This window comes from Pseudonocardia sp. Ae717_Ps2 (genome assembly GCF_001932475.1).
In the GTDB taxonomy this organism is placed as follows: Bacteria; Actinomycetota; Actinomycetes; order Mycobacteriales; family Pseudonocardiaceae; genus Pseudonocardia.
In genome coordinates this window covers 2,321,395-2,337,161 of the sequence record NZ_MCIS01000001.1, presented here as the reverse complement: position 1 = coordinate 2,337,161, position 15,767 = coordinate 2,321,395, and the positions used below count along the sequence as shown (strand labels likewise).

At 70.8% G+C, this 15,767-nt stretch carries 16 protein-coding genes; 6 read left to right on the top strand and 10 right to left on the bottom strand.

What is annotated here, in order from left to right; all coding sequences use genetic code 11:
* Positions 1-196: 196 nt before the first annotated feature.
* Positions 197-1,030, top strand: a complete 834-nt coding sequence (locus Ae717Ps2_RS11070) for a MerR family transcriptional regulator (RefSeq protein ID WP_233147523.1) — start codon at positions 197-199, stop codon at positions 1,028-1,030.
* 78 nt (positions 1,031-1,108) lie between these two features.
* Positions 1,109-2,362 carry a glycosyltransferase gene (locus tag Ae717Ps2_RS11065; protein ID WP_075333324.1) on the top strand — a complete coding sequence of 418 codons (1,254 nt, stop codon included), beginning with the start codon at positions 1,109-1,111 and terminating at the stop codon, positions 2,360-2,362.
* Positions 2,363-2,498: 136 nt separating this feature from the next.
* On the opposite strand, the gene Ae717Ps2_RS11060 is transcribed toward Ae717Ps2_RS11065, so the two are convergent.
* Together Ae717Ps2_RS11060 and Ae717Ps2_RS11055 are read right to left on the bottom strand one after the other, a co-directional pair.
* Positions 2,499-3,116, bottom strand: coding sequence for a hypothetical protein (locus Ae717Ps2_RS11060; RefSeq protein WP_075306681.1), 618 nt, complete (start codon positions 3,114-3,116; stop codon positions 2,499-2,501).
* A 109-nt stretch (positions 3,117-3,225) separates the two neighbouring features.
* A complete protein-coding gene (locus Ae717Ps2_RS11055) occupies positions 3,226-4,671 on the bottom strand; it encodes an MFS transporter (RefSeq protein ID WP_075306682.1) in 1,446 nt (481 codons plus the stop codon).
* 90 nt (positions 4,672-4,761) lie between these two features.
* Here Ae717Ps2_RS11055 and Ae717Ps2_RS11050 point away from each other — a divergent pair, with 90 nt between their 5' ends.
* The gene (locus tag Ae717Ps2_RS11050) at positions 4,762-5,232 is read left to right on the top strand and encodes a MarR family winged helix-turn-helix transcriptional regulator (RefSeq protein ID WP_020626152.1); all 471 of its coding nucleotides are present in this window, start codon (positions 4,762-4,764) and stop codon (positions 5,230-5,232) included.
* 137 nt (positions 5,233-5,369) lie between these two features.
* Here the strand turns inward: Ae717Ps2_RS11050 and Ae717Ps2_RS11045 are convergent, their stop codons facing one another.
* A complete protein-coding gene (locus Ae717Ps2_RS11045) occupies positions 5,370-6,053 on the bottom strand; it encodes a TetR/AcrR family transcriptional regulator (RefSeq protein ID WP_233147522.1) in 684 nt (227 codons plus the stop codon).
* 95 nt (positions 6,054-6,148) lie between these two features.
* Between Ae717Ps2_RS11045 and Ae717Ps2_RS11040 the strand changes: the two genes are divergently transcribed.
* Positions 6,149-7,567, top strand: a complete 1,419-nt coding sequence (locus tag Ae717Ps2_RS11040; protein WP_075333322.1) for a DHA2 family efflux MFS transporter permease subunit — start codon at positions 6,149-6,151, stop codon at positions 7,565-7,567.
* Positions 7,568-7,738: 171 nt separating this feature from the next.
* Here the strand turns inward: Ae717Ps2_RS11040 and Ae717Ps2_RS11035 are convergent, their stop codons facing one another.
* Positions 7,739-9,055, bottom strand: a complete 1,317-nt coding sequence (locus tag Ae717Ps2_RS11035; protein ID WP_075333321.1) for an MFS transporter — start codon at positions 9,053-9,055, stop codon at positions 7,739-7,741.
* A gap of 169 nt (positions 9,056-9,224) precedes the next feature.
* On the opposite strand from Ae717Ps2_RS11035, the gene Ae717Ps2_RS11030 reads away from it, so the two are divergent.
* Together Ae717Ps2_RS11030 and Ae717Ps2_RS11025 are read left to right on the top strand one after the other, a co-directional pair.
* The gene (locus tag Ae717Ps2_RS11030) at positions 9,225-10,700 is read left to right on the top strand and encodes a carboxylesterase/lipase family protein (RefSeq protein WP_075306684.1); all 1,476 of its coding nucleotides are present in this window, start codon (positions 9,225-9,227) and stop codon (positions 10,698-10,700) included.
* Positions 10,697-11,419, top strand: a complete 723-nt coding sequence (locus Ae717Ps2_RS11025) for a TetR/AcrR family transcriptional regulator (protein WP_075333320.1) — start codon at positions 10,697-10,699, stop codon at positions 11,417-11,419. Before Ae717Ps2_RS11030 ends, Ae717Ps2_RS11025 begins: the two co-directional genes overlap by 4 nt.
* A gap of 191 nt (positions 11,420-11,610) precedes the next feature.
* On the opposite strand, the gene Ae717Ps2_RS11020 is transcribed toward Ae717Ps2_RS11025, so the two are convergent.
* The 6 genes from Ae717Ps2_RS11020 to Ae717Ps2_RS10995 all read right to left on the bottom strand — a co-directional run bounded on the left by Ae717Ps2_RS11020 (position 11,611) and on the right by Ae717Ps2_RS10995 (position 15,654).
* Complete coding sequence (locus tag Ae717Ps2_RS11020) at positions 11,611-12,147, bottom strand: DinB family protein (protein ID WP_083702333.1); 537 nt, start codon at positions 12,145-12,147, stop codon at positions 11,611-11,613.
* Between the two features lie 43 nt (positions 12,148-12,190).
* The gene (locus tag Ae717Ps2_RS11015; protein WP_075306686.1) at positions 12,191-12,787 is read right to left on the bottom strand and encodes a TetR/AcrR family transcriptional regulator; all 597 of its coding nucleotides are present in this window, start codon (positions 12,785-12,787) and stop codon (positions 12,191-12,193) included.
* A gap of 105 nt (positions 12,788-12,892) precedes the next feature.
* The gene (locus Ae717Ps2_RS11010; RefSeq protein ID WP_139318737.1) at positions 12,893-13,105 is read right to left on the bottom strand and encodes a hypothetical protein; all 213 of its coding nucleotides are present in this window, start codon (positions 13,103-13,105) and stop codon (positions 12,893-12,895) included.
* 38 nt (positions 13,106-13,143) lie between these two features.
* Entirely contained in the window at positions 13,144-13,920 is a 777-nt protein-coding gene (locus Ae717Ps2_RS11005) for a DUF2306 domain-containing protein (RefSeq protein ID WP_075306688.1), read from the bottom strand.
* Between the two features lie 134 nt (positions 13,921-14,054).
* Positions 14,055-14,810 carry an alpha/beta fold hydrolase gene (locus Ae717Ps2_RS11000; protein WP_075306689.1) on the bottom strand — a complete coding sequence of 252 codons (756 nt, stop codon included), beginning with the start codon at positions 14,808-14,810 and terminating at the stop codon, positions 14,055-14,057.
* Between the two features lie 55 nt (positions 14,811-14,865).
* Complete coding sequence (locus tag Ae717Ps2_RS10995) at positions 14,866-15,654, bottom strand: SDR family NAD(P)-dependent oxidoreductase (RefSeq protein WP_075333319.1); 789 nt, start codon at positions 15,652-15,654, stop codon at positions 14,866-14,868.
* Between the last annotated feature and the right edge of the window lie 113 nt (positions 15,655-15,767).

Sequence of the window (15,767 nt, the reverse complement as noted above, 5' to 3'; positions counted from 1 at the left end):
CGGTCCCCCGACCTCCGCCGATCGGCGGGTCGACGCCGTCGTGACGTCGCTCCCGACACCGCTTGGGGTGGTCCCGCCCGGCACCGGGGCGGGAGCAGCGGGGACGCACGACGAGCTTGCACCTGCCGTAACGGTATGTGATGTCCTCGGGGCAACACCGAGAGAAGGGGTTCGCTCTGCCATGCCTCACCTAGTGATGTCTCCCCGTCGGGTCACGATCGGTGGCGCGGCCACGTTCGCCGGTACCACCCCGCGCGCGATCCGCCACTACCACCAGATCGGTCTGCTGCCGGAGCCCGAAAGAGGCGCGGACGGCCGCCGCCGTTACGGCTACGACGACATGATCCGCCTGCTGTGGATCCGCAAGATGGCGGAGGCCGGGATCAGCCTGCACACCATGCGGTCCGCCTTCGACGGATCGCAGGACATCGAGGAGACCCTGGGGCGACTGGCGGACACGCTGGCCGAGGAGGAGGCCGACATCAAACGACAGCGCGCGGCGGTCCAACGCCTGAAGGCGGTGGGCAGCCCGCTGGGGCTGCTCTCCTCGCTCGTGACGGACCGACTCAGCCATCTGCCCACGGGGGCGCTGCGCTCGTCCGACCTGGACGCACTGCTGGTGACGGAACGGATGTTCGGCCCGTTGGGAGCCGCCGTTCAGGCCAGCAGGTTCATCGCGTTGGCCACCCACCCGGAGCTGCGGGCCGAGGAGGACCGTCTCGACGCCGCCGACGCCGACCTCGACGACAGCGTCGACCCCCACGACCCCCGTGTCGAGGAGCTCGCTGCCCAGCATTGTGCGCACCACGAAGCCCTGATGGAGGCCATCGAGGCGGACGGGCTGGACGCGGCCGAGAAGCGTCTGCTCGAGAGCCACGACGACGGTCCGACGGACGACGGGGACGCCCGGATGAGCGTCGTCGACGCAGTGAGCAAAATGCCCTACGACTTCTCCCCCGCCAGGAAGCGATGTATGGAGCTGACGACACGACTCCTTGCCCGGCAGCAGGACGCTCCGAACGGCTCTTGATCGGGTGGTGGGCCAGGGCATCGTCATCGTCCGGCCGAGCTGTGTCCGGACAGCCGGCTTCTACGTACCGTAGAGCGCATGCGGGTTCTGGTCCTTGCTCCGGGCTCGACAGGTGACGTAGCCCCGTACACCGGATTGGGGCAGCGTCTCCGAGAAGGCGGTCACCACGTTGCCATCGCTGCGAACGAGCGGTTCCGTTCGATGGTCACCGGCGCTGGTCTCGAGTTCCGCCTGCTCCGCGGCAACCCGGAGCCGGGGAACACCGGTGAGTGCGGAAGGCGCTGGCACGCCGGCGGCACCGGCCCGCTCGGCCAGGCACGGATGGTGCGCGTTCTGCAGAACTACGTCGACTCGGTCAGCGAGGACTTCATCCCGGCGGTCCGGACCGGCACCGACTTCGTGCTGCTCAACACCGTCGCACTGTTCACCGGCTACGACGTCTGCGAGGGCCTCGGCGTCCCCTCCGCCGGCGCCTTCCCCTCTCCTGTCCACCCGACCGGAGACCTACCGCCCGCCGCGCTCGGCCTGCCGAGCCTGGGACGCACCGTCAACCGGGCTCTGGACCGGGTCGCACTCGCCGCAGGCGCACAGTCGTTCGGCCGGACCTCCCGCAGACTGCGCTCTCGGCTCGGCCTTCCCCACGTGCGGCCCGCCTCGCTGTGGTCCCGACTGCAGGCTCAGGAATGGCCGGCGTTCGACGGCTTCAGCAGCGCCATCCTGCCGCGGTTCAGCGACTGGCCGCCGTCTGCACAGGTGACCGGGACGTGGTGGCCCGCCACACCTGACGGGTGGCGACCCGACCCGCGACTGCAGGACTTCATCGACGACGGCGATCCCCCGGTGTACGTCGGACTCGGGAGCCGCTCCCTTCCCGATCCCGACGCCGCGCTCTCGGTCGTCCGCGAAAGCCTGCGCCGCGCAGGACTGCGGGGCATCGTGCAGTCGGGATGGGCCGGCCTCGACGGCGGAGAGGCCGACGACCGCATCCTGACCATCGGCGAGGTTCCCCACGAGTGGCTGTTCCCGCACATGGCGGCCCTCGTGCACCACTGCGGCGCCGGCACCACAGCGGCAGGGCTGCGCGCAGGCGTCCCCACCGTGGGCCTACCCGTCCTGGCCGACCAGCCGTTCTGGGCATCCCGCCTGGTGGAGGTCGGGGTCTCGCCCGGCGCAGTGCCGCTGCGTCACCTCAGCACAGACCGTCTCGCCGATGCGCTGACAGCCGCGACACGGGACGGCCGGTACCGGCGTCGAGCCGAGGAGCTGCAGCGGATCGTGAGAGCAGAGGACGGTGCCGGCCGTGTAGCGGAAGCCTTGCCGTCATTGGTGTGACCGCCGCAAGGTCTGGCTCAACCGCCCTACGGGCATGACGCCGGCCCCGGGGGACAGGAGGGCCCCGGGGGCCGTCGCTACTTCTGCGGCGTGGAAACCGCTGCATCGTGGCTCACGACCGGCGGCTCGATGACCGTCAGACGATGAGGGCGAACAGCCCACCGCCGACGACCGCGCCCAGCACAGAACCGACGACGACCTGGGCGGCCGTGTGGTCGTTGATCCGTACCCGTGACCAGGCCACAGCAGCAACCACCAGCAGCGACAGCCACCAGACAGGGCCGTAGGTGACGACCAGCACGACGGCGGCGCCGCCACACACCGCCGCGTGCATGGACACCTTCCACCTGGTGGTGATGGCGCCGGCGACGAAGAGGATCACCACCATGATCACGTCGAGCGCGATCACGGGCCACGGAGCGGACAGCACGACCAAGAGACCGAGGCCGAGCAGACTGAGCACGATGAGCACGAGGAACGGGATCAGGCGGCCATCGCGGTTGCGCACGTGGTGGCCGTCCCAGCGCCCGGACCGCGCTCCCCAGACGATCACGACCATGGGAAGGATGCTGCTGGTCAGCGCGACGAGCAGTCCCCAGCTCAAGGTCGGCAGGACCTGCCGTGTGGCGGCCCAGGCGACGGCGAGCGGGAGCATGGTGACCACGACCGACGGAGCGAACACCTCGGTCAGTACACGGGCCAGCCGATGAGTGGGGGTCGGCCGTGAGGCCGCTCGTTCGGTGTCGGCGTCCATGACGGTTCGGAGGTTACCGGGGTCTGCTCCTGGGCCGTCGGGCCGCCGCATTCTGGTCGTTTCTCCCCTGGTACCCGACAACGGCTCGTCTGCCGAGACGCGTGATCTGCTACGAGCTCGTTGTATCGCGGCTTTCCGAATCCGACCCACGACCAGCGAGGACGAGAACGACTACCGCAGCGACCGCCACTACGGCCGCGCCGACGAGGCTCGCGGTGCTGTAGCCGTGGACGGTCGCGGTGTCTGCACTACTGCCCGGTGCCGCGGTGAGTGCCTCGGCCGCACCGGTCGCGGCGATGGTGCCGAGCAGAGCCAGTCCGATGGAGGACCCGACCTGTTGCGCGGTGCCGGCGACCGCGCCGGCGACGCCGGAGACAGGTCCTGCGCGATGGGTGGCGGCGCTGTTGGCGGCGGGCTGGACGCAGCCGGTGCCGAGCCCGAGGAGCACGAACACGGGGAGGACGTGGGACCAGTACGGCGCATCGGGGCGGAGGAGCGACAGCACGAGCAGCGCTGCGGTGAGCAGGGCGAGGCCGAGGGAGAGGAAGACGGCGGGAGGTACGGCCGCCAGCGCCGGCCGGACCAGGCGCACGGTGACGAGGATCGCGGCGGTGTACGGAAGGAACGACAGCCCGGTGAGGAGCGGACCGAATCCGGCGACCTGCTGCAGGTACACGCTGAGGAACAGGAACGCGGGCAGGATCGCGACGCCCCAGGCCAGCATCGCCGCGAACGCCGCGCTTCGGAGCCGTTCGGTGAACAACGACAGCGGTATGAGCGGGCTCCTCGTGCGCGCCTGCCAGACCACGAAACCCGCGAGCACGATGACACCTGCGGCGAGTAGCCCGATCGTCGAGGGCGAGCGCCAGCCAGCGGTCTCGGCGGTGGTGAGCCCGAGAGTGAGCGCTGTGAGCCCGGCGATGCTGAGCACGCCACCGACCACGTCGATGCGTCCTTCGCCTCGGGCGTCGGCAGTCAGCGAGAGAAGCAGACCGACACCGGCGACGACGGCGACGGGAACGTTGATGAGCAGCGCCCACCGCCACCCCCACGAATCGGTGAGGATGCCACCGAGGAGCACACCGATCCCTGAACCTGCGCCCATGATCGTCCCGAAGACGCCGAACGCCCTGACCCGGTCCTGTCCGTCGGGGAAGGTCAGCGACAGCAGAGCCAGCGCCGAGGGAGTGACGAGGGCACCGAACAGTCCCTGCACCGCGCGGGCGGCGATCAACATCTCACCCGAGAGCGCAAGGCCACCCACGATGGAGGCGAGGGTGAACCCCGCCAGTCCGATCAGCAGGGCGCGGCGCCTGCCGATCACGTCCGAGACGCGCCCGCCGAGGAGCAGCATCGAACCGAAGGCGAGCACGTAGACGGTGAGGACCCACTGACGCTGCACATCGGACAGTCCGAGGTCGGCCTGGGCCGAGGGCACAGCGATGTTCATGACCGTGCCGTCGACGACCATCATCAGCTGCGTGGCCGACATCCATCCCAGCGCCCACCAGCGTGCGGTCGGTGCGCTCCTCCTCGACATCGCCTGATCCTGCATCCGCGTCGACCTTTCGTTGGCTGAACCAATGTTGGTTGAGCCAACAATACACACCGTTGGTGGCGCCAACAATCGTGATAGGTTGACGGCATGGCGGAGGTCTTCGAGGGTGGGAGCAGGTCGCAGCCGGACAGATTGCGCCAGACCCCGAGTTGGCTCATCACCCAGACCGCGACCCTGACCCACCGGCTTGTCGGCGCAGCCCTCACGGACATCGGCGCGACGCGCTACCAGTACGCGGTCCTCGCCGCCGTCGAGGAGTTCGGACCGATCAGCCAGGCAGAGATCGGGAGGCGGTGCCACATCGACCGCAGCGACGTCGTCGCCACCCTCAACGAGCTCGCCGGCCACGGCCACGTCGACCGCACGCAGGACCCGGCCGACAAACGGCAGAACCTCATCACCCTCACCCGCACGGGGCGAGCACGGCTACGGCAGATCACCCAGGCCGTCGACGCGGCGCAGACCTCGCTGCTCGGCGACCTGCCCGAGGAGCACCGCACCCAACTGGTGGGGACTCTCCAGCGCATCCTCGACCACCACGTGCGCCCATCCGAGTAGGCGCGGGCGGGTGCCGACGAGCGATAGACCGACCCACCCGGGTCCGTACCGGCGCGCCGCGGTTCAAGCGGTCGGGGCCCCGGCCGGAGGGACAGCACATGACTGGAGCCACCGCACCCACGCACGATGAACGGCAGTCAGGAGGACCCTGTCGGCTCGCGGTCGGTGGGAGCCGGGCCGAAGGCGCGAAGGAACGTGGTGACCGCGGCCCGCACGACGGCCGACGATCGGTCGTCGGCCGGGATCCGAGTGCCCTGGGCGAAGTCGAACTCGAGTGGGCCTGCGACCAGCGCAAGGAACTGCTCGGCGGCGACATCCGGGTCCTGAGCGCGTAGCTCACCGCGCAGCGTCCAGCGCGCAATCTTGCCACCCAGCGCACGCCTGATCGGCGCCTCAGTGGCAGCCGTGACGACATGGTGCAGCTCGGGGAACTGCGAACTTTCGGCACAGGCCAGCCGCCGCAACGCCCACAGCTCAGAGTCGCGCATCGCAGCAGAAAGATCCTCGCCGACACCGAGCAGCGTCGTCTCGACATCCCCGACGGAAGAATCCAGCCGCGCCCGTACGGCTGACACCGACGGCGCCCCGATCCGCTCCGCCGCCGCCTCGACCGACTCGCGGAACAGGGTGGCCTTGTCGTTCATGTGGTTGTAGACGGTCGGCTTCGCGACGCCGGCCTCGCTCGCGATCTCCTTCACGCACGCGCTGGCATACCCGAGTCGTGCGAACACGGAGAACGCCGAGACCAGGATCGCGTTCCGCTTGTCGATCCGGCCTGACATCGGCCGTGCAGTCCGGACGCCCGGTTCGTCTGTGGTCACGCCTCGACCATACCCAGCGAGCGACTCAACTATCCTGGCTGGACAGGTCTACTGTACTCGCAGGTTCAGATAAACCTACTCTGAGGTGCGCTGCAATGACTCGAACCGACACAGCCCTCGACCCGAAGCTCCGGATGCTGATCGTGGCTGTCCTGCTGGGCGGCATCATGGCCATCCTCGACAGCACGATGATCGCCGTCGCCGTGGAGACACTCGGTCGTGAGTTCCAGACGGGCCTGGCCACCGTCGGGTGGGTCTCGACCGGTTACCTCCTGGCCCTCGTCGTGACGATCCCGGTCACCGCATGGGCGGTGAGTCGATTCGGGGCCCCCCGGATGTGGTTCGTCGGGCTGGCCGTGTTCCTGCTGGCGTCGCTCGCCTGTGCGCTGGCCTGGAACTTCCCCAGCCTGCTGGTCTTCCGGATTCTGCAGGGTGTCGGTGCGGGCATCGTCGATCCACTGGTGCTGATCCTGCTGGCCCGCGCTGCCGGACCCGCCCGCGCCGGGCGCGTCATGGGTCTGATGGGTGTCGTTCTGTCCCTCGGTCCGGTCCTCGGCCCGGTACTGGGCGGTCTGGTTCTGGACAGCGCCGGCTGGCGGGCCCTGTTCTTCATCAACATCCCGATCGGGGCCGTCGCCGCCGTGCTGTCGTGGCGACTGATCCAACGGGACGCCCCGGCCGACCTCGGCTCGGCCGGGCGCCTCGACCTCGTCGGCGTCCTCCTGTTGGTGCCGGGCCTGGCCGGGATGATGCTCGGCTTCACCCAGATCGGAGAGACCAACACGGTCGTGGCCTGGCAGGTCCTCGTTCCCCTCGTGCTCGGAGCGGCGCTGCTGGGTGGGTACGTCCTGCACGCGGTGCACGCCCGGCGGGTGATGCCGCTGATCGACCTGCGGATGTTCGCGACGACGGGGTTCTCTCCCAGCGTCGTCGTCCAGGGGCTGGTCGGGACCGGGACGTTCAGCGTTCTGTTCGCGCTGCCGCTGTACTACCAGCTCCTCCACGGATTCTCGCCCTCCACGGCAGGGCTGCTGGTCGCGCCGCTGGGCGCCGGGGCCGCGCTGGCCATGCCGATCGCCGGCCGGCTCAGCGATCGACTCGGCGCGAAGCGCCTGGTACAGGGTGGTGGCACGCTCGCGCTGCTGGCCACACTGGCGCTCACCCAGATCGGCGGAGGGCCGGGCATCGGTACCGCGATCGCTGCAGGAGTCGCCGCGTTCGCCGTGGGCGTGGGCCTCGGGTTCGTCGGGGCACCGACGATCGGATCGCTCTACCGGATCCTCCCGCCCCAGCAGGTCCCCCAGGGAAGCTCGGTGCTCTACACCCTCAACCAGCTGGGCGCCGGGATCGGGATCGCAACCGTCGCAGTACTCGTCTCGACGGCGGGGGCGAACGACCCACTCACCGGCCTGCACGCGCTGTACTGGTTCACCTTCGCCGCCATTGTGATCATCCTGATCTGCAGCCCACGGCTTCCTGGCCGGCCCATCCCGGCCGGTGAGGGGTCCACTTAGACCACTACAGGACCCCGCGGCGTGAGCGCGGACGTCCTCAGACCGTGCTCACTCATTCTCCCGGTTGCGCTTCCGAGTGGTGGGCGAGACAGGTGGCCAGGACTCGCAATGTGGTCAGAGCCTCGTGCTCCCACTCGGTCCGGCAGGCAGGCAGGCAGGCAGGCCCACACCTCACCCGGCGACCGTCGGTCCGGCCACTCGCTCCCGTCGCACCATCACCGCCAGCACCACGCTCACGGCGATGCCGGCGACACAGGCCCCCAGCACGAACACGAACGACGCCGCCGAGTCGCCAGCCGGCCCCTCGAGCACTCCGAACACCGACGGCCCGACGAAGGAACCGGTCAGGCCGATCATGTTCACGAAGGCCAGGCCGACGGCCGCCATCAGTCCGGACATCCGGGACATCGCGACCGACCAGAACAACGGCAGCGTGCCGATCACGAAGAAGTTCGTCGCGTAGAGCATCACGATCTGCCACACCGGGTCCGTCACCGTCAGGTACGCGCCCAGCGTGACCGTCGCCAGCACCGCGCACAGCACGATCAGGCCGGTGTCGTCGTGCACGTGGCGTCGGTGCAGCCACGGGAAGAACAGCACCCCGGCGAGCGCGCCGATCCCGAGACCGCCGGTGATCAGGCCGATCTGCAATGGGCTGTCCACCCCGAGCGCCTGGATCAGCGACGGCACGTTGAACCCCACCGCGGAGCCGATGAGCTGGTTGAGGAAGTAGAGACCGGACAGCACCAGGATCACCGGGCGCCCGAAGGCGTACCCGAGGTTGCCGCGCAGCCGGGCCGGCGACGGCCGGTCACCGGAGCCCGCCCGGGCACTGAGCTCGTCCGCCTCGGCCCGGCTGAGCCAGCGGGCGTCCTGCGGGCGGCTGGGCAGGGCGAACCAGACGACGGCGCCGATCAGCACCGTCACCAGCCCCTCGACCAGGAACATCCACTGCCAGCCGTACAGGCCCGCGGCCCCGTCGAGCAGCATCAGCGCTCCCCCGACCGGTGAGCCGATGATGATCGCCAGGGCGGGGGCGGTGTAGATCAACCCGACCACCGTCACCCGGTGCTGCGGGGCGAACCACAGCGTGACCATGTACATCAGTGCCGGGTAGAGACCGGCCTCGGCGGCGCCCAGCAGGAACCGCAGGACGTAGAACGACAGCTCGCCCTGCACGAACATCATCGAGGCCGAGACGATCCCCCAGGTCACCGCGATCCGCGTGATCCAGGCCCGGGCACCGATCCGGTGCAGGACCATGTTGCTCGGGACCTCCAGCAGCGCGTAGCTGAGGAAGAAGATCCCGGCGCCGAGCCCGTAGGCCGCGGCACTGATCCCGACGTCGGCCTCGAGCTGGGTCTTGGCCAGTGCGACGTTCGTCCGGTTCACATAGGACATGAAGTACGCGAGGCCCATGATCGGCAGGAGCCGGTACATGGCCTTTCGGGTGGCGACGGTGTGCAGCGTTGCGAGGCCGGTCGACATGGCTGGATCCCCCTGACATTCAGTGTCACCGCGTCGGCGATGACGCGACACCGAGTGCCAGCATGGACGGCGGGCGTCGTCGTGGCAAGGAGTTCGTTTCCTGTGAACGGCCGACAGCGCGAGCGACACTCGGTGCCACGAACGAACCTCGACGTGTCACACTGGCTCGATGCTGCAGCAGGACGAGGCCGCACCCGTCGTCGAGCTGCCCCAGGGGGCCGTGCGGGGGGCGCGGCACCGCGACGGCGTCGTCTACCGGGCGTTGCCCTACGCCGCGTCGCCGACCGGCCCGCTCCGGTTCCGGCCGCCCGAGGCGCCGTCGTCGTGGACCGGCGTCCGGGACGCGACGCGTCCGGGACCGACCGCGCCGCAGGCGGGCGGTCAGGGCGGGATGGGCGAGCTGATCCCGAACCGGGTCGATCCCGGGGACGACCACCTCCACCTGGACGTGTGGGCGCCGGAGGGGGCGAGCGGCGCTCCGGTGGTGGTGTTCGTGCACGGCGGCGCCTTCGTGACCGGCTCCAACGCGGTCGGCGGGTACACCGGCGGGAGCTTCTCCCGCGACGGGATCATCTACGTCGGCATCAACTACCGCCTCGGCGCCGACGGGTTCCTCTGGTTCGGTGAGGGCACCCCCAACCTCGGACTGCTGGACCAGGTCGCCGCACTGCGCTGGGTCCGCGACCACATCGCGCTGTTCGGCGGTGATCCCGACAACGTCACGGTGATGGGCGAGTCCGCCGGGGCGATGAGCATCGGCGCACTGCTCGCGATGCCCGCCGCGCGCGGGCTGTTCGGGCGGGCGATCCTGCAGTCCGGGGCCGGGCACCACACGCTCGCCCCGGACAGCGCGCACCGGGTGGGCGTGCGGCTCGCCGCGTTGCTCGGTGTGCCCGCCACCCGGGAGGCGGTCGCCGAGGTCGAGCCGGCGCGGGTCGTCGCCGCCCAGAGCCGGCTCGCCGCCGAGGTCGTGCGACGGCCGTTCCGCCGCGGCTGGGCCGAGGTCGTCGCCAACGTGATGCCGTTCGAACCCGTCGTCGACGGCGAGGTGCTGCCCCGGCGCCCGATCGACGCCGCCCGTGCCGGGGCCACCGCCCCCGTGGACCTGCTGATCGGCCATAACCTGGAGGAGGCCCGGCTGTTCCTGAGCGGTGTCGCCGAGAACGGCCTGCTCACCCGGCTGGCGACCCGGCTGATCGCCCGTCGCTACGGGCTCGGTGCCGGACTGCGGGCCTACCCGCGCACCGGCAGCGACCTGGACCGGTTCTGCGCCGTGCTCACCGATGCGGTCTACCGGATCCCCGCGCTGCGCCTCGCCGAGGCGCACGGGCGCGCCCACCTCTACCGGTTCGGCTGGCGCTCACCGGCCCTGGCCGGACGCCTGGGTGCGGCGCACGCGGTGGAGCTCCCGTTCGTCTTCGACGCCCTCGAGCACCCCGACTGGCACGGCCTGCTCGGCGACGAGCGGCCGCGTGAGCTCGCCCGGCAGATGCATGCCGCCTGGGTCGCCTTCATCCGCACCGGTGATCCCGGCTGGCCCGCCTACGGGACGGAGCACCGACACGAGCGGGAGTTCGCCGGTGCCGACCGGGTCGTCACCGACGTCGAGCCCGCTCGCCGGACCGCCTGGGACGGACGGCGATGACCGCCGCCTCGCAGCCGGACCCGGTCGACACCACGACGCACATCGCGCGGACCGCACTCGGCCTGTTCCTGGAGCACGGCTACGAGCAGGTGACCGTGGACGCGATCGCCGCGGCGGCCGGGGTGTCCCGGCGGACCGTGTTCCGGCACTTCGAGAGCAAGGACGAGATCCCGTTCGCCGACCACGCCGAGCGCCGGGAGCGGGCGCGGGTGTTCCTCGCCGCACCGGGCCGGGGCGTCGATCCGGTCCGCGACGTCATCGAGGCGACCGAGTACACCCTCGCCGACTTCCTGTCCGATCCGGACCTGGTGCTGCGCCGCTACCGGCTCACCCGGGTGGTCCCCCGCCTCGCTGAACGCGAGATCCTCGAGCACGAGCGGTACCTGGTGCACAGCCGCCGGCACCTGCGGCTGCACCTGCCCAGCAGCAGCCGGACGTTCGAGCCGATGGCGATCGCCGCGCTCATCGACGGCATGCACCGCTCGGCGCTCGGGGACTGGATCTGCAGCGGGGGCACCACCGACGCGATGGCGGACCTGCGCTCCGGCACCCGCTGGGCCCAGCGGGCACTGGCCGCGGCGACCGACGACGCCGTCAGCACCTCGCTGCTGGCGGTCGTGCCCAACACCCCGACCGCCCGGCGGCTGCTGCAGGAGTTGGTGACGCTGGACGCCCCGGACCGGCCGCACCCGGCGGCCGGGGGCCCCGGCGGCGGCTGAGCGCCGTCTCACATCGTCGGCTGACACATCGTGACCGCGACATACGTGCGGCTGCGATGTGCTGGCGACATGAGCGGCTTGCTCGTCGTCAACTCCTCGGAACACCCCTCGTCATCGTGCGGAGCCCGGGGCAGCAGCTATACGCAGTCTCTCCGCAGAAGGGTCATCCGGGGATGCACTCCTTGGAGGAACTATCGACCGACAGAGCCGTCGATCTGTTCGCGCAGAATGTCAGCGTGGCCTGCATGGCGGGCGGTCTCGGTGATCATGTGCTGCAGGACCCAGCGGGCTGTTGCGCTGAGCTCACCACCTGGTGGCGGCGCCAGCACACGGTCGAGGTCGTCCCAGCAGTCGAGAACCGTGTCGGCCTCGGTGATGGCATCCCGGTAGTCGGCGACCGTGGCGCTGATCGGACGCCCCGGAGGGGGCGTCGACGCCTCCGCCCAGTCGTCGACGGCCACGCCGCAGAACCAGAACCGTTCGGACGCCGCGAGGTGGGTGACGATCCAGGCGATACTCGTCCCGGAGGGAACCCCGGCACGCCCACCGGCACCGTCGGGGACATCCAACGCCTTCCGGATCACTCCGTCCCGCATGTACCCCAGGAACTCTCTCAGTGTCGCCAACTCACCAGCGCCACCGAGAGCCTCCGTCGCCGCCTGATCGCCGGTTTCGACGGCCCGGCTCCGGGCGTCGTCATCGGACTGGTCAGCCGCGGAGTCGCTCATCCGACGAGTCTGCCCCACCGCCTAGCCTCGCGTACGGGGCCGCCTAGTGTTCCGCCCCGTCCCCACCCAGCGCCCTCAGCACCGTGCGGATGAGAAGGTCGATCCTCGCCGGGGTCGGGTCCTCGTCCGGTCCGGAGCGCGGCGGGAGTCCGGGCGAGTCCGCGGACAACGCGTTCACCTCGTCGAGCAGCGCCAGGTAGACCCGCCGGCACCAGACGGGGTCGGCCGCGGTGACGGCGCCGGACTCGCGCAGCCGGACGAACAGCCGGTCGAGCCCGTCCAGCACCTCCGGGGTCAGGGCGGCGGTCAGCCGGATGGCGAAACGGTGGCTGAGCTTGAGTTCGAAGACGATCTCGGTCACCCTGCGCAACGCGAACAGCGGCGGCGCCGAGTCGACCCGCGCCTCGGCGAGCCCGCGCCGGTAGCGTTCGCTCAGCTGCTCGGCCAGGGCGTCCAGCAACGCGGCCCGCGAGGTGAAACGCCGGTGGACGGTGGCCCGGGAGAGCTGTGCGTGATCGGCGATGCGCTCCAGGGATGCGGTCTCGTCCGCGGCGAGCACGACCTCCGCGGCCTCCAGGATGCGGGCAGTGCTGCGTTCGGCGTCGCTCCGTGTTCGACGGACCGCCTTGGTACCGGTCACCGCACCACACCTCCGCTTCTGGACGTCCACTCCACCTGCAACACAAGGGTGCCACAGCCAGCGGAAATGCGACAATCGCTCCCCACTTCGGGGACGGGGTTGCCGCTACCCCGGCACTCCGAGCGTGGCGCGGACACACTCCAGCTGGCCGAGGGCCGCCAGCCGCAGGCTGCGCTCGCGGTCCGGCTCCCGGGTGGCGGCCTTGGCCCACGCGAGTGCGGCGCGTGGGGCGCGACGGCCGCCCCGCACAGCACGTAGCCGCTCCACCACCGCGACCGACGCGGGATTCCCGTAGCGCTCCACCACTACTGCGCGCACCGCACACCTCTCGATTCGTTCCGATACAGATCGGAACGTTACCCCGTGGCTCTCGACGCGGGGTCGGGATCCTGCCGGAACGTGGACCAGCGGACCCCCGGGAGCCCGCGCCGGGCGACGAGCCATTCGGCGACGACGAGGTTGACCAGCCACCCCAGCCACGGCGCGATCGTGTGCATGGCGTTGTCGAACAGCTGCGGGAACGAGGCCCCGGGATCGAACGGCAGCTGAAGGGCGATGAGCACCGGGAGTCCGGCGCGCAGCGTGACCGCGGCGTAGGTCAGGGCGAAGTTGCGGATCGCCCAGGCCTGGTGTTCGCGGAACCGGCGACGGCGGGCCGCGCGGTAGGCCAGCCACGCCGTCAGACCCCACATGACGTCCAGCAGGGCGTATCCGATGATCCCTCGGATGCCCAGGGAGTTCCAGAGCGACGTGGGCAGCCCCGTGAGGGCGGCCGCCCCGACCGCGAGCAGGTACACCCGGCCGACGACGCGGTGGACCCGTGGGTTGCGTCTGCGTAGAGCCGAGGAGAACTGGAGCGCTCCGATCCCGAGAGCGAGCGAGGCGGTGCCGACATGGACGAGGAACAGAACACGGATGGGCGTGGGCATCGCACCGAAGTGCGACGCGGCACTGACGTTGTCCGGCGTCCGCGCCGCGACGGCGGCAAGCCCTTCGACGTACTGGCCTCCGAAGAAGCCGGCCACGGCCAACGCGGTCAGGACGACGACGATCCACGACCAGCGGCGCCGTCGCGGACAGACGGGGACCGCATCGCCGGGTGTGCCGGCGGGAGCGGGGGCGGTAGCGACCATGACAGACCTCTCGAGTGACGATGAGCCCGATTCGACGGGACGGGGCTGAGGCGGCGACACGCGGCGGAGCGCGATGGGGTACGACGCCGGCGGGCCTGCCCGGCTCGCGGCGCCGGCCCGTCGACGGGCCGGCCTCACGCCGGTAGGGACGACCAGAACTCGTGGAGCACCCGGGCGGCACGGATCGGGTCCTGCAGCATCCACCAGTGCCCCAGCCCGTCGAGGACGGCTGTCTGTGCTCCGGCCCGGGTGGCCGCGCGGCGCCGTTGCTCGATGCTGCCGACCGCGTGGTCGTGGGTCGCGATCACGGCCAGACCGTGCGGTGCCGCGGCAGGGAGATTCCTGCCCCGGTGGGCGAGGGCGGGTTGGACCGCGGACCGGTAGAGCGACAGGATCGCCTCGCCCATCCGCTCGTCCTGCCCCGCCGCGACCTCACCGGCGATGGGTTCCGGGATTCCCAGCTCGACCAGCGCGGCGGCACGCGCGGCGACGGGCGCGCCGACGAGCTGGGCGATGGCCTCCTCGCCGTCCCCGGGTGTCTGCCAGATCTGCGCCTGGGGATGCCAGACGTAGTCCGGCTCGAACACGCCGAGGACGTCGGTGACCCAGCTGCGCAGCAGCTCCGGATGCTCCATCGCCACGTTGGTCGCGTGTCCACCGCCGAAGTCGTGGCCGACGAGGTCGACCGGGCCGTCGAAGCCGGCCAGCTGCCGGGCGAGCCAGCCGCGATAGCCGTCGACGGTGGCCTCGAACCCGTACGGGACCTCGGCACCGAAACCGGGGGGACTGAGCCGGACGACGTCGTCGTGGCCGAGCTCGGCCAGCTCGGCGAGCACGGGTGTCCAGATGGCGGACGTCTCGGGCACACCGTGCACGAACACCGTGGTCATGTCGGGCCGCCCTGCCCCACGGCCCCGGGCCGGGAGCGTCGCGTGACGATGGCTCTCACACGGCCTTCAGCGAGCCGGCGTCCACCGCCCAGTTGGCGCCGATGACGCTCGGCACGACGGGTGAGGCGAGCACGAGGACGACCCGGGCGATCTCGGCGGGCTCGATGAGGTCCGCAGTGAGCATCCCGTTCTGCTTCGGCATCCCTGCCAACAGGGTCTCGTGCTCGATCCCCAGCTCGGCGGCGACATGGGCCGCGTAGGTGCCGGCCCCGGTCACCAGCGGGGTGCGCGTGGCCGAGGGCGACACCACGTTCACCCGCACCCCGGACGCCGCGGCCTTCTCGGCCAGCCCCCGCGAGAACGCGTTGAGCGCAGCCTTCGCGACCCGGTAGGGCAGGGGCTCACCCCCGACCCGCCGCGCACTGTCGGAACTGATGTTGACCACCGAACCCGAGGTCCGCTCCAGGGCGGGGAGCGCGGCCCGGGTCACGCGCAGCGCCGCGTCGAAGTTCAGCGCGAAGGTCCGGGCCCAGTCCGCCTCGCTCCCGTCGAAGATGTCGGTGAACCCCTCGGGGGGCATCTCCCCACCACCGGCGTTGTTCACCACGACGTCCAGCCGGGGGTCCCGGTCGAGCACCGCGGCCACCATGCATGCCGGGCCCGCCGCATCGGCGAGGTCCGCGGCGACGAAGTCGGCACCGGTCGCCTCGAGCTCGGGCGAGGTCCGACGCGCGGTCGCCGTCACCGACGCCCCCTCGGCGAGGAAGGCCCGCACGATCTCGAGGCCCATCCCCCTGCTCGCACCGGTGACCAGGACGCGCTTACCACTGAGCTGAAGATCCATGACCGTCTCTCTCCCCACTGCTGTCGCTGACGGGCTTAACTACAACAACACTGTCGCAGTTCTGTCAATAGCTACGATATGTGTGTACCGTCCACGGGGTCACGGGGTGCCGC

What these genes read in the sequence shown, in the direction of transcription:
- Ae717Ps2_RS11070 (WP_233147523.1), top strand. Translation starts at nt 197, where the DNA reads ATGTCTCCCCGTCGGGTCACGATCGGTGGCGCGGCCACGTTCGCCGGT.
- Ae717Ps2_RS11065 (WP_075333324.1), top strand. Translation starts at nt 1,109, where the DNA reads ATGCGGGTTCTGGTCCTTGCTCCGGGCTCGACAGGTGACGTAGCCCCG.
- Ae717Ps2_RS11060 (WP_075306681.1), bottom strand. Translation starts at nt 3,116, where the DNA reads ATGGACGCCGACACCGAACGAGCGGCCTCACGGCCGACCCCCACTCAT.
- Ae717Ps2_RS11055 (WP_075306682.1), bottom strand. Translation starts at nt 4,671, where the DNA reads ATGCAGGATCAGGCGATGTCGAGGAGGAGCGCACCGACCGCACGCTGG.
- Ae717Ps2_RS11050 (WP_020626152.1), top strand. Translation starts at nt 4,762, where the DNA reads ATGGCGGAGGTCTTCGAGGGTGGGAGCAGGTCGCAGCCGGACAGATTG.
- Ae717Ps2_RS11040 (WP_075333322.1), top strand. Translation starts at nt 6,149, where the DNA reads ATGACTCGAACCGACACAGCCCTCGACCCGAAGCTCCGGATGCTGATC.
- Ae717Ps2_RS11035 (WP_075333321.1), bottom strand. Translation starts at nt 9,055, where the DNA reads ATGTCGACCGGCCTCGCAACGCTGCACACCGTCGCCACCCGAAAGGCC.
- Ae717Ps2_RS11030 (WP_075306684.1), top strand. Translation starts at nt 9,225, where the DNA reads ATGCTGCAGCAGGACGAGGCCGCACCCGTCGTCGAGCTGCCCCAGGGG.
- Ae717Ps2_RS11025 (WP_075333320.1), top strand. Translation starts at nt 10,697, where the DNA reads ATGACCGCCGCCTCGCAGCCGGACCCGGTCGACACCACGACGCACATC.
- Ae717Ps2_RS11020 (WP_083702333.1), bottom strand. Translation starts at nt 12,147, where the DNA reads ATGAGCGACTCCGCGGCTGACCAGTCCGATGACGACGCCCGGAGCCGG.
- Ae717Ps2_RS11005 (WP_075306688.1), bottom strand. Translation starts at nt 13,920, where the DNA reads ATGGTCGCTACCGCCCCCGCTCCCGCCGGCACACCCGGCGATGCGGTC.
- Ae717Ps2_RS11000 (WP_075306689.1), bottom strand. Translation starts at nt 14,810, where the DNA reads ATGACCACGGTGTTCGTGCACGGTGTGCCCGAGACGTCCGCCATCTGG.
- Ae717Ps2_RS10995 (WP_075333319.1), bottom strand. Translation starts at nt 15,654, where the DNA reads ATGGATCTTCAGCTCAGTGGTAAGCGCGTCCTGGTCACCGGTGCGAGC.